This window comes from Cryobacterium glaciale, from assembly GCF_004402535.1.
Taxonomy (GTDB): Bacteria; Actinomycetota; Actinomycetes; order Actinomycetales; family Microbacteriaceae; genus Cryobacterium; species Cryobacterium glaciale.
In genome coordinates, this window is record NZ_SOEY01000006.1 from 44,079 (window position 1) to 56,931 (window position 12,853).

The 12,853-nt window shown below is 65.5% G+C and carries 9 protein-coding genes; 3 read left to right on the forward strand and 6 right to left on the reverse strand.

The genetic code is table 11. The features are described 5' to 3' along the window. Positions 1 to 57: 57 nt before the first annotated feature. Complete coding sequence (locus tag E3O06_RS01965; RefSeq protein ID WP_134501350.1) at positions 58 to 3,168, forward strand: bifunctional [glutamine synthetase] adenylyltransferase/[glutamine synthetase]-adenylyl-L-tyrosine phosphorylase; 3,111 nt, start codon at positions 58 to 60, stop codon at positions 3,166 to 3,168. 93 nt (positions 3,169 to 3,261) lie between these two features. Here E3O06_RS01965 and glnA read toward each other — a convergent pair whose 3' ends face one another. Continuing rightward, the gene (glnA, locus tag E3O06_RS01970) at positions 3,262 to 4,686 is read right to left on the reverse strand and encodes a type I glutamate--ammonia ligase (RefSeq protein WP_134501351.1); all 1,425 of its coding nucleotides are present in this window, start codon (positions 4,684 to 4,686) and stop codon (positions 3,262 to 3,264) included. A gap of 144 nt (positions 4,687 to 4,830) precedes the next feature. Between glnA and E3O06_RS01975 the strand changes: the two genes are divergently transcribed. Continuing rightward, positions 4,831 to 5,259: an RDD family protein gene (locus tag E3O06_RS01975; protein WP_134501352.1), complete on the forward strand. Its 429-nt coding sequence runs from the start codon at positions 4,831 to 4,833 to the stop codon at positions 5,257 to 5,259. An 82-nt stretch (positions 5,260 to 5,341) separates the two neighbouring features. On the opposite strand, the gene E3O06_RS01980 is transcribed toward E3O06_RS01975, so the two are convergent. The 3 genes from E3O06_RS01980 to lipB are packed head-to-tail and all read right to left on the reverse strand — an operon-like array spanning position 5,342 to position 7,776. Then, positions 5,342 to 6,049, reverse strand: coding sequence for a DUF4191 domain-containing protein (locus E3O06_RS01980; protein ID WP_134501353.1), 708 nt, complete (start codon positions 6,047 to 6,049; stop codon positions 5,342 to 5,344). A gap of 60 nt (positions 6,050 to 6,109) precedes the next feature. Further along, on the reverse strand, positions 6,110 to 7,099 hold the full coding sequence (lipA, locus tag E3O06_RS01985) for a lipoyl synthase (protein ID WP_134501354.1): 990 nt from the start codon (positions 7,097 to 7,099) through the stop codon (positions 6,110 to 6,112). Then, entirely contained in the window at positions 7,096 to 7,776 is a 681-nt protein-coding gene (lipB, locus tag E3O06_RS01990; RefSeq protein WP_134501355.1) for a lipoyl(octanoyl) transferase LipB, read from the reverse strand. Before lipB ends, lipA begins: the two co-directional genes overlap by 4 nt. A 159-nt stretch (positions 7,777 to 7,935) precedes the next feature. On the opposite strand from lipB, the gene E3O06_RS01995 reads away from it, so the two are divergent. Further along, entirely contained in the window at positions 7,936 to 9,897 is a 1,962-nt protein-coding gene (locus tag E3O06_RS01995; protein WP_166788070.1) for a protein kinase domain-containing protein, read from the forward strand. 26 nt (positions 9,898 to 9,923) lie between these two features. On the opposite strand, the gene E3O06_RS02000 is transcribed toward E3O06_RS01995, so the two are convergent. Next, the gene (locus E3O06_RS02000; RefSeq protein ID WP_134501357.1) at positions 9,924 to 11,327 is read right to left on the reverse strand and encodes a 2-oxo acid dehydrogenase subunit E2; all 1,404 of its coding nucleotides are present in this window, start codon (positions 11,325 to 11,327) and stop codon (positions 9,924 to 9,926) included. A gap of 62 nt (positions 11,328 to 11,389) precedes the next feature. Continuing rightward, entirely contained in the window at positions 11,390 to 12,763 is a 1,374-nt protein-coding gene (lpdA, locus tag E3O06_RS02005; protein ID WP_134501358.1) for a dihydrolipoyl dehydrogenase, read from the reverse strand. Positions 12,764 to 12,853 lie beyond the last annotated feature (90 nt).

The window sequence follows — 12,853 nt, forward strand, 5'->3', positions numbered from 1 at the left end:
CTCCTCGGAGTTGCTCTAACTCCTCATAGGTGTCGATGATCGAAGGAACCACCCGCGATGGAGCGTTTGCACTTGACCCTGACCGAACTTGTTCGGGTCGGATTCGTTGATCTCGCCGAGGTGCATGGGCGCCTCGACGAGGTCGCCCAGCTCGGGGCGGATGGCCCGCCCAGCGGCACCCGTCCGGCCGGTCGGTTGACCGACACCCAGGCGCTGTTGCCACTGCTCACAGCAACGGCCAGCCCGGATGCCGCGCTCGTCGCCCTGGTCGCCTTGTTGCGACAGGGGTCAGCTGAAGTGTTCGCACTCCTCCAGTCGTCCGCGGCGGCTGGGCGACTGCTAAAAGTTCTCGGGGCGTCGAGCGGGCTCACCGAATTCTTCCTCCGGCACCCCGAAGAATTACCGGTGCTGGCGACCCCGCTGGACGTACTCCCGAGCGTCCACGATCTGGTGCACGACCTGCTTGATGCGGTCGGCGCGGTCGATGGCTTCTCGCTCCTGATCGATGATGAGGCCTGGGTCGCCCTGCGGGTTCGGTACCGCCGGCGGCTAGCGCAGCTCGCAGCCTTCGACCTCGAGCAAGCCGACCCGGTGGCCGGTCTCGACGGCGTAGCCCGCACCCTGTCCGATCTGGCCACCGCGGCGCTTGAGGCCGCCCTCGCTGTTGCCCGCACCATGTCGAGCGGAGAGACAGCTGGGCGGGGTGTCTTTCCGACCGACCAGGTCCGCGCCACGCGCCTCGCCGTTATCGGAATGGGCAAGGCCGGCGCGAGCGAGCTGAACTATGTAAGCGACGTCGACGTCATCTTCGTCGCGGATGGCGACGAGACGGCCGGTCTGGAAAGCTCCCGTGCCGTTGAAATCGCCACCCGACTCGCCGTGCTGATCATGCGGGGCCTGGGGGAATCCGGGATTGAACCGGAACTGTGGGAGGTTGACCCCAACCTGCGCCCGGAAGGCAAGAGCGGCGCCCTCGTACGTTCGATCGAATCGCACCTGGCCTACTACGACCGCTGGGCCAAGAGTTGGGAGTTCCAGGCCCTGCTCAAGGCCCGCACCCTGGCGGGTGACCGTGAACTCGGCGCCCGCTACATCGACGCGGTCACGCCCAAGGTCTGGAGCAGCGCCAGCCGAGAGAATTTCGTCGAATCAGTACAGCGGATGCGGGAGCGGGTCACCGACAACATCCCCGACGACGAGGTCGATGTGCAGCTCAAGCTCGGCCCTGGCGGGCTGCGCGACATCGAGTTCACGGTACAGCTGCTCCAGCTGGTGCACGGCCAGACCGACGCGGACGTTCGCCAGGCCGGCACGCTCCCGGCGCTGACCGCCCTGGCCACGGCCGGGTATGTCGGCCGGGCGGAAGCCACCGAATTCGCCCAGGACTATCGCATGCTCCGGCTGATGGAACATCGGCTGCAGTTGCAGAAACTACGCCGCACCCACCTCGTTCCGCGTGACGAAGCTCAGCTGCGGGTGCTGGCCCGGTCGACCGGTCTGGCCACGAGCGCTGCCGGGCTGACCATCCGCTGGTCCGAGACGAAACAGCGGGTGCGTGGCCTGCACGAGCGGCTGTTCTACCGGCCCTTGCTGTCGGCGGTGGCGTCGCTGCCTGCGGAAGGCCTGAACCTGACGAGTGCGCAGGCGGAGGCCCGCCTGGCGGCGATCGGTTTTCTCAATACCAAGGGTGCGCTCGCGCACATCGCTGCCCTCTCCGGCGGAGTCTCCCGGCGCGCGGCCATCCAGCGGCACCTGCTGCCCGTGTTGTTACAGTGGCTGTCCCAAGGGGCAGACCCCGACTACGGTTTTCTGGCTTTCCGACGATTGAGCGACAACCTCGGTTCGACCTACTGGTTTCTGCGCATGCTGCGGGATTCCTCGGGTGCCGCCGAGCGTCTGACCCGGGTACTGTCCGGAAGCCGGTACATCGGCGAGCTCCTGGAGAAGATTCCCGAAGCGGTCGCCTGGCTCGAAGACGAGGCCGACCTTCAGCCCCGGCCGCTCAAGGCGCTACAGGACGAAGCCCGGGCGGTGCTGGGTCGGCATGAAAGTCCGGACGCCGCCGCGACGATTCTGCGCGCGGCCCGCCGCCGCGAAATGCTTCGGCTGGCCTTCGCCTCGTTGCTCGGCCAGATCGACCTCGACCAGCTCGGCCAGGGCCTGACCGATGTCAACGCGACCTACATTCAGGGCGTCATCGCCGCAATCCGTGGGGGAGACCTGCCCGTTCAGAGTGCTGCCGAGGCGGCTCGCGACGGCGCGGCCGACCCCGGCAGGTCCGACGGCGACGGAATTGAATTCGGCGTGATCGGGATGGGTCGATTCGGCGGAGCCGAGCTCGGATTCGGCTCCGACGCCGACGTCATGTACGTGTTCCGGGCGGGTACCCTCGAGGGTGAAGCGGCCATCGAACGGGCCCGCTATATCGTGCGGGAACTCAACCGGCTCACCGAAGACAATCGGTTGCCGCTCGATCTGGACATCGGGCTGCGGCCAGAAGGCAGCAACGGGCCGGTGGTGCGATCCCTGGAGTCCTACCAGGCCTACTACCGCCGCTGGTCGCTGACCTGGGAGGCCCAGGCGCTGCTCCGCGGACGCGGTGTGGCCGGCGATGCCACGTTATTACGCGACTTCGACGCCGTCGCCGACGAGGTGCGGTACCCGACCGCGATCAGCGAGCAGGCCGTGCGGGAGGTTCGCCGCATCAAGGCTCGGGTGGAGAACGAGCGTCTGCCGCAGGCCGCGGACCCGAACCGGCACCTCAAGCTGGGGCGCGGCTCGCTCAGCGACGTGGAGTGGCTGGTGCAGTTGCTGCAGCTCCAGTACGCGGCGGCGATTCCGGCGCTGCGCACCACGTCGACGCTGTCGGCGTTGGCTGAAGCGGTCAGTGCCGGACTGATACCGGCAGCGGATGCCGCGGTGTTGCGCAGCGCGTGGATCTTCGCGTCCCGCGCCCGCTCCGCCATCACACTGTGGACGAACCACACCTCGAACGTGTTGCCGACCGATCGTGCGGCCCTCGAGGGCATCGCTCGGGTCATGGAATACCCTCCAGGGTCGGGAAACCAGCTCGAGGACGATTACCTCGCCGTGACCCGACGCTCCCGCGCCGTGTTCGAGCGCCTCTTCTACGGCCCCGTGGAACGGCCAGGCCCCACCGTAGGCTGACCGGGTCGGTCGCCGCGCCTGCCGCAACGAGAAAGGGACCGCATCCGAAGATGCGGTCCCTTTCCTGCTTTGCTACTGCTGCTTTGTTACTGCTTAGACGCCGTAGTAGAGCTCGAACTCGAACGGGTGCGGACGCTGGGCGAGCGGCTTGATCTCGTTTTCGCGCTTGTACTCGATCCAGGTCTCGATGAGTTCCGGCGTGAACACGTTTCCGGCGAGCAGGAAGTCGTGGTCGGCTTCGAGGGCCTGCAGGGCCTCCTCGAGTGACGCGGGAACCTGGGGGATGTTCTTGGCTTCCTCGGGCGGCAGCTCGTACAGGTCCTTGTCGACGGGCTCGTGCGGCTCGATGCGGTTCTTGATACCGTCGAGGCCGGCCATGAGCTGCGCGGCGAAGGCGAGGTACGGGTTACCGGACGCGTCGGGAGCCCGGAACTCGAGGCGCTTGGCCTTCGGGTTGGTTCCGGTGATCGGGATGCGGATCGACGCCGAACGGTTACCGGCCGAGTAGACCAGGTTGACCGGGGCTTCGAAGCCGGGGACGAGACGGTGGTAGGAGTTGACCGTGGGGTTTGTGAAGGCGAGGACGGCCGGCGCGTGCTTGAGCAGGCCTCCGATGTACCAGCGGGCCACGTCGGACAGCCCGCCATAGCCGGCCTCATCGTAGAACAACGGCTTGCCGTCGGCCCACAGGGACTGGTGCGTGTGCATTCCGGAGCCGTTGTCGCCGAACAGCGGCTTGGGCATGAAGGTCGCCGTCTTGCCCCAGTCGTGCGCCGTGTTCTTGACGATGTACTTGAACTTCAGCAGGTCATCGGCGGCGTGCACCATGGTGTCGAACTTGTAGTTGATCTCGCCCTGGCCGCCGGTACCGACCTCGTGGTGGCTGCGTTCGAGGATGAGGCCAGCTTCGATGAGCTTGAGGCAGATGTCGTCGCGCATGTCGACGTGCTGGTCGACCGGGCTGACCGGAAAGTAGCCGCCCTTGAACGGCGTCTTGTTGGCGAGGTTTCCGCCTTCTTCCTTCTTGCCGGAATTCCAGGCGCCTTCGCTGGAGTCCACGGAGTAGAAGCTCGTGTGCTGGTTCACTTCGTAGCGCACGTCGTCGAAGATGTAGAACTCCGCTTCGGAACCGAAGAACGCGGTGTCGCCGATGCCGGTGGAGGCGAGGTACTTCTCAGCCTTCTTGGCTACCTGGCGCGGGTCCTTGGAGTAAATCTCGCCGTTGCGCGGGTTGTAGATGTCGAACAGCATGATCAGGGTGCGCTCGGTGCGGAAAGCGTCGATGTACGCCGTTGAGACGTCGGGGATGAGTTGCATGTCGGATTCGTGGATCGACGCGAACCCGCGGATCGAGGAACCATCGAACATTTGGCCAACGGTGAAGAATTCTTCATCGACGGTGGATGCCGGAATGTTGAAGTGCTGCTGCACACCAGGGAGATCGGTGAAACGGATGTCAAGAAACTTGACGTCCGTGTCTTTGATGAATTTAAGCACTTCGGACGAATCGCGGAACATGCGGATTAACTCCAGACGACGAGGGCGTGGAAACGGCCGAATCGGACACATCGGCTTCATTGAGATTAGTAGCGCTGCGTTACTGGTCCGTGACGCTTATGTTTCGCCCATGTTACAGGGAAGCCCCGTCGGTAGACTCATCGGGTGCCAGACTCCAACCCCCGCCCGAACACTTTTGGTCAACTTCCTCCCAGTAAATGGCCGGGGGAGCGCCTCGGATTACCCCAGACCGGGCCCAGTTCCATCGGCCGTCCTGGCAGACGCCTGCTCGGCTTCGCCATTGACTGGGCGATCGCCATCGGTGTCTCTGCCATCTTCTTCAATTACGACCCGGCCGCCAACCTGATCATTTTCGTGGTTCTGCAGATAATCTTCATTCCCACGCTCGGCGCCAGCATCGGCCATCGGCTGGTGGGACTACGCATCATTTCCATCCATGGCGGATGGGTCGGCCTCTGGCGTCCGGTCGTGCGCTCCCTGCTGCTGGGCATTGCGCTTCCCGCCCTGGTCTGGGATTCCGACCAGCGCGGCTTCCACGACAAGATTGCCGGAACGGCTCTTATTCGCCGGTAGGGATTCGCGCGTAGAGCGGACGCCAGAATGACAGAGGGCCGGACATTGCGTCCGGCCCTGTGTCATTCTGATCTGAGTGGTGTCAGCCGCGCTGCGGGCGGGCCTTCATCGGGTCGACGCCCTTGGGGATCGGAAGTTTGGTGCCCATGGAGTTGAGGCGGTTGTTCACGGCGAGCACCTCGGCCTTTGTCAGGGTGGGCTTGATCCTGGTCAGGCGGCGTGCCAGCTTGTGCAGCGGCACGGCGTCCTCGTCGGGTCCGACGGAGATTACCGTCACGCCGACGTTGCCGCCGATGCGCACGATTTTGCGCTTCTCTTCGTCGAGCATGCGGGCCGTGCGCGTCTTGGGACCCTCGCTGATCAGCACGACGCCGCCGCGACCGACCGCACGGTAGACCGCATCCTGCGTCTTGCCGTTGACGGCCACCGGCATCTCACTGCCCACCCAGCCACGCTTGAGCGAGCTGCGCAACACCGCCCCCACGGCGCCAGGCTGGCCCTCGATCTGTGAATACGCGGCTTTCTCGGCACGTCGACCGAGGATGATGAGCATCGCCAGAATGCCGGCGAGCACGCCGGCAACGATCCAGAGCACCATCGTGAAGACGTTGCTGCCCGGGATCAGCAGGGCCAGGGCCAGGCTGATCAGAACGGGGATGAGGAAGGCCAAAACCAGAATCCAGACGATATTCGAGTCATAGCGTCTCGTCATCTGGAAAACCTGCCACATTTGCTTCAAGCGGCCGGGCTGTTTTGCTTTTTTGGGGGTCTTTTCCTTGCTGCGTGCCATGGGTATAAGACTACCCAGTCACTCGAATGCTGCGTGACCGAATTCGCATGTGCTCTCGCATCATGAGACGGCCTGCGCAAACCCGAGCTGGGCATCCGCCAGTTGGCGCAGTTCGGGCGGAATCGCCCGGCCCGTCGCGACCATGGACTGTGCCCACAGGCGCCCCGCACGATAGGAGGAGCGCACCAGCGGACCGGAGAGAACGCCCAGAAAGCCGATCTCTTTGGCTTCTTCGTTGAGCTCTACGAATTCTTCCGGACGCACCCAGCGGGCCACCGGCAGGTGCCGGGCACTCGGACGCAGGTACTGCGTGATGGTGATGATGTCGGTTCCGGCCTCGTACAGGTCGTGCAGCGCCTGGGTGATCTCCGCGCGCTCCTCTCCCATACCGAGAATCAGGTTGGACTTGGTGATCAGGCCGGCGTTGCGGCCCTGGGTGAGTACGTCGAGCGACCGGTCATACCGGAATGCCGGGCGGATGCGCTTGAAGATGCGCGGCACGGTCTCCACGTTGTGGGCGAAAACCTCCGGTTTGGCGTCGAAGACCTGGGCGAGGTGCTCCGGATTACCGGAGAAGTCCGGCACGAGAATCTCGACGCCGGTGCCGGGGCTCTGCTGGTGAATCTGGCGAATCGTTTCGGCATACAACCAGGCGCCCTCATCGGGCAGGTCGTCGCGGGCCACCCCGGTCACCGTGGCGTAACGCAGGTTCATGGTCACCACGGATTCGCCGACGCGGCGCGGTTCGTCGGTGTCGTATTCGGCCGGTTTCCCGGTGTCGATCTGGCAGAAGTCGCACCGCCTTGTGCACTGCGAGCCGCCGATCAGGAAGGTTGCTTCGCGGTCTTCCCAACACTCGAAGATGTTCGGGCAGCCGGCCTCCTGGCACACGGTGTGCAGGTTCTCGGTCTTGACCAGACTCTGAAGCTTCTGGTACTCGGGCCCCATCCTGGCAACCGTCTTGATCCAGGCAGGCTTGCGTTCGATCGGCGTTTCCGCGTTGCGAATTTCCAGTCGCAGGAGTTTGCGACCTTCGGGTACTGCGCTCATGCGTTCGTCCTGACGGTCTCGAGGCGGGCGGGGGGTTTCGCGGCCGGATTCAGGCCCGGCGTGCGTCGGAACGCTTCGGTGATGGGGTTGATCAACTCGCCGGGATCGACGGCCCGCCCGAGCACGCGTGACATCGTGGTCACCCCGGCATCGCGGATTCCGCAGGCGATGATGCGGGAGTACGGCTCGAGCGAGTTGCTGCAGTTGAGGGCGAAACCGTGCATGGTCACGCCCTGGGCGACCCGAATGCCGATGGCGGCGATCTTGTCTTCGTGTCCGGCCTCCCCGACCCACACCCCGGAGCGTCCGGGCACCCGAACGGCATCGATGCCAAATTCGATCAGGACCTCGATCAGGATGCCTTCGAGGGATCGAACGTAGCCGACGACGTCGACGGGTTCCTGCAGGTGCAGGATGGGGTAGCCGACCAATTGCCCGGGGCCGTGCCAGGTGATTTTCCCACCTCGGTCGACGTCGATGACCGGCGTGTCATCAATCGGGCGTTCCTCGGGCAGGGTGCGTTTTCCGGCGGTATACACGGCCGGATGCTCCAGCAGGAGGACGGTGTCCGGGCGCTCTCTGGCGACGACGGAACGATGGACTGCGCGTTGGAGCTCAAGGCCCTCAACATACGGCACGGAGTTGGCGCTTAGCCCCGCGACGACAAAGTCGAGCATCTACCCAGTCTAGGGGCAGACTTGGCCGGAGGGGCACTGTCAGCGCGGGCCGGCCGCTGGCGGATGCCGCGACTCCTCCACCGCGGAGCGCGCCGCTTGTTCTGCACGAATGCGGGGTGCACGAGCCAGTTGGGGAGGGCCCTGCCCGATCATGGTCGTGTGAAACGACGCGCTGAACAGCCAGTGGCCTCGGTCGACGATACGGCCTGGCTTCGTCCCCGCCGCGGCCAGTACACCCCACCCCCGGCGGACTCTGAGCGCACCACTCCGGCCACGATACAGACTGAAGCGGTCGTCGCCGGACATCGGGTGATTCGCTTGCTCGGCAGCGGGGATAGAGCCACGGTTTACCTGGGGCATTCCGCAAGCGGAAACGCGGTCGCGCTGAAAATCTTTCGTGCCGACACCGCGGCAGCGAGCATTGAGCTCGACATCGCCGTGCTCACGTCGCCGGCAGCTCCCGGGCTCGTGCACTTGCTCGACGTCGCACAGCTCGGTGATGGTCGAATCTGTCTGGTCCTGGAACGACTCGCCGGGGGATCCCTGGCCAGGTACCTCGTCGACACCCCGCGGCTGTCACCCGGGGAGGTCGTGACAGTTCTGGCACCGGTCACCGTGGCGCTGAGGTCCATGCACGCGGCCGGGTTCGCGCACGGCGGCATGAGCCAGGCCACCATCCTGCTCGATGCGAATGGTCGCGCAGTGCTGACCGGTTTCGGTGCAGTCTCGCAGCTCGGCGACCCTCCGGGGGAGCGGATGCGGCTGCTCCGGGCCGACTACGAACGCCTGGGCCTCGTCATGGAAAGCCTCTGGGACGCCCTCGATGCGGCGGATTCGTACCGCGCCAGCGGGGCCGCGCTCCTGCGCCGATTCCGGGCCGCCGTGAACCCTCTCGAGATTCCGACCAGGGCCGGGCGAGCCAGCAACGGGGCGCCCCTGGCCTCGATCCTGGAAACACTCGAGCACGATGTTTTCGATTGGGCTGACGCCGAACCGCTTCGAGGCTTTCCTCTGGCGACCGGCGCGAACGCGCTCGTCCTCACCGCACCCTCGCGGGACACGGGTTCCCGGCTCGTTGACAGTGTCCGGCTCCGGGTTTCTGGGCTCGGGAACTCTCCGCTCTGGTCGGGCCGGGTCGACCAGATGGTGATTGACGAAGAACCGGAATTCGCTGCCGATCCCACCGACGATCGCGGCGATTTCGACGAAGGAATCGGAGCCGACACCGATGTCGATACTGGTTTCACGAACGGTTTCAGAATCGAGATCGAGAACGAGAACGAGAGCGAGAGCGACAGTGGGCGGCCGCGAGCTCGTGGCGGACGCCTTGCGGGGGCCCTCCGCCCGGTCCCCGGGCGCCGCGGGGACACCCTGCGGACGCTGCAGCCGAAGGCGCGGCTCGATCAGGCACTCGGAACCACGGTGAACTCGATGGTCGGGTTGGTGGTTGCCGCGGTGGTCGACTCGCATCCGCTCACAGCGGCCGGACACGCGCTGCGCAAACGAGTGCACGGGCACCGGCGCCCGTTGCTGGTGGCGGCGCTCGGCGGCGCCGGCATGCTCGTGCTCGTCTTGACTCTGTTCCCGGTATCCGGGCGTGCCGGTGATTCCGGGCCGGTCCGCACTGAAGGTGCAGGCGGCTCGGTCGGCGCCGATGCGATACCGATAGCACCCGAACCAGCCGATGCAGCAGCGGATGGCGCGGGCGCGGCCGGCACCACTGCAGCCCCAGGCGACCGGCCATCCAGCGTTGATCGCTCTGCCGACGAGAACCAGACGGCGATAGCGGGCGATGACCCGGTGGCGGCGGTCGTGGCGCTGCTGGCCCGCCGGGCATCCTGTCTGGCGGCCGCGTCCCTGGTCTGTCTGGTCGACGTGGATCAGACCGGTTCGTCCCTGCTGGCGCTCGACAGCTACGACGCGCGCGACCGCCAGCAGGGCGGATCCGGCGGGGACCTGGCTGACTACGTGATCTTTGTGCCGTCGCTTGCGGAACGAATCGGCGACCTGGCCGTCGTCGCCTTGACCCCGCCGCCAGGGGAAGAAAAAAGCCAGCCGGCCTCGGTCCTTGTGGTCAAGGGCGAGGGCGGCTGGCGTCTTCGTGAGATTTTCGATTACTGAATCAGCCAGCCGAACGTTCGGGCCGGTCAGATGCCGAGGTTGGCCTCGAACGCACCGGCCTCGAGCCGTGCCTTCATCGTGGTGAGGAAGCGGGCTGCATCCGCACCGTCGATGATGCGGTGATCGTAGGACAGCGCGAGATACACACTGGACCGGATCGCGATTGAGTCGAGGCCGTCGTTGGTAACGACGAGCGGCTTCTTGTAGACGATGCCGGTGCCGAGAATGGCGCTCTGCGGCAGGAAGACGACGGGCGTGTCGAACAGGGCGCCGCGCGAACCGGTGTTGGTCAGCGTGAACGTTCCGCCACTGAGTTCGTCGGGCTTGAGCTTGTTGTCCCGGGTGCGAGCGGCGAGGTCGGCGATCTGGGCGGCGAAACCGGCCAGATCGAGCTCCCCGGCGTTGCGCACGACCGGGGTCAGCAGTCCGCGCTCGGTGTCGACAGCGATGCTGATGTTCTCCTGGGCCGGGTACACAATCGTGTCGCCCTCGATGGTGGCATTCACGATCGGGATGGCACGAAGTGCCTCGGCGGCAGCGAGAGCGAAGAACGGCAGGAAGGAAAGCTTGTTGCCGGTCTTCTCGGAAAATGCGCCCTTGACCCGGTCACGCAGCATCGCGACGCGGGTCACATCGACCTCGACCACGGTGGTGAGCTGAGCGGATGACTGCATCGAGATGACAGCACGCTCGGCGACGACCTTGCGCAGGCGCGACATGGGCTGGGTGGTGCCGCGCAACGGCGATACCTCGACCACGGGGGCAGCCGCGGACGCGCCGACAGACGTGGCGGCCTGCACGATGTCTTCCTTGCGGATTCGTCCGCCCACTCCGGTGCCGCTGATCGTCGACAGGTCGACGCCGGCTTCGTTGGCGAGCTTGCGCACGATCGGGGTGACGTAACCACTGGTTCCCGCATGGGAGCCACGAGCTGCGGGGGCGGCGGCAGCCGGTGCCGGAGCAGCGACGGGCGCGACGGCAGCGGGGGCGGGGGCGGCCGGTGCCAGAGCAGCGACGGGCGCCGCGACGGGCTCAGGTGCTGCCACCGGTGCCGGAGCAGCGACGGGCGCCGCGACGGGCTCAGGTGCCGCCACCGGTGCCGCGACGGGCTCAGGTGCCGCCACCGGTTCGGGCGCCTCAGCTGCGGGTGCCTCAGCTGCGGGTGCCTCAGTTGCGGGTGCGGCAGCGCCGGATCCATCACCAATGGTGACGAGCGGGGTGCCGACCTCGACGGTCTCGTCTTCCTGCACCAGGATGGCTTCAATGATGCCGGCGACCGGGGACGGGATTTCCGTGTCCACCTTGTCGGTCGATACCTCGAGCAACGGCTCGTCGACCTCCACGCGGTCGCCCACGTTCTTGAGCCAGCGGGTGACCGTGCCCTCTGTGACACTCTCTCCGAGTGCCGGGAGGCTGACGGATTCGCTCATGCGTATGTCTCCTTCAAAACCGTTTGCTTGTCTAAAAATTGGATGAAAATGGTGGGATCCGCCTACATCGCGTGAAGCGGTTTACCGGCGAGGGCCAGAAAGGCCTCACCCATCGCTTCATTCTGCGTCGGGTGGGCGTGCAGGAACGGAGCGATGTCCTCCGGGTACGCTTCCCAGTTCACCACGAGCTGGCCTTCGCCGATGAGCTCGCCGACGCGAGCGCCGATCATGTGGATGCCCACGATGGGGCCGTCCTTGACCCGCACGAGCTTGACCGAACCGGCGGTGCCGAGAATGGAGCTCTTGCCGTTTCCGCCGAGGTTGTACTCGTAGGTGGAAATCTGGTCGGCACCGAACTTGTCGGCGGCCTTGGCTTCGCTGTAACCGACGGAAGCGACTTCGGGGTCACAGTAGGTGACCTTGGGGATGTTCACGTCCTCGACGATGATCGGGTTCAGCCCGGCGATTTCTTCGGCGACGAAGATGCCCTGCTGAAAACCGCGGTGCGCGAGCTGCAGTCCGGGAACGATGTCGCCCACGGCGTAGACACCGGGGATATTCGTGGCCAGGCGCTCGTCGGTGATGACGAACCCGCGGTCCATGGTGACTCCGACCTCGTCGAAGCCGAGACCGGCCGTGACCGGGCCGCGGCCGACGGCCACGAGCAGGAGATCGGCCTCAACGGTCGCACCGTTCTCAAGGGTGACGACAACGCCAGTGTCGGACTGCGTGACACTCTGAAAGCGGATGCCGAGGGAATACTCGATACCGCGCTTGCGGAACGCGCGCTCGAGCTGCTTGGAAATCGACTCTTCCTCGTTGGGCACGAGGTGCGGCAGGGCTTCAATGATCGTGACGTCGGCGCCGAAGGACTTCCAGACGCTCGCGAACTCGACGCCGATGACTCCGCCGCCGAGCACGGCGACCTTCTTCGGAACGTAGTCCAGGGCGAGTGCGGTCTCGCTCGTGATGACGCGGCCGCCGATCTCGAGCCCGGGCAGCGAGCGAGAGTAGGAACCCGTGGCCAGGATCACGTTCTTGCCGACGATCAGGTCGTCGCCGACCTGAACGGAAGTGGGGGAGACCAGGTGGCCTTCACCCGTGATCACGGTGATACCGCGAGCCTTGATCAGACCCTGCAGTCCCTTGTACTTGCTCGCCACGATTCCCTCGCGGAACGCGGTGACGGCAGCGATGTCGATGCCCTCGAACGCCGTCTTGACGCCGTATTTGGCGGCTTCCCGGCTGACGTCGGCGACCTCGGCCGAGTGCAGGAGGGCCTTGGTCGGGATACAACCGACGTGCAGGCAGGTGCCGCCGAGTTTGCCCTTCTCGATCAGGCCAACGGTGAATCCCAGCTGCACGGCCCGCAGCGCTGCTGCGTATCCACCGCTTCCGCCACCGAGAACGACAATGTCAAAATTCTGTTCCGACACTCAGCTACTCCCTCGCGCATTACGCTCTGTCACGACGACCGACAGATTGTGCTGATCGGCCGCGTGGTTTGACAAGCTTTTCTTGCCCCT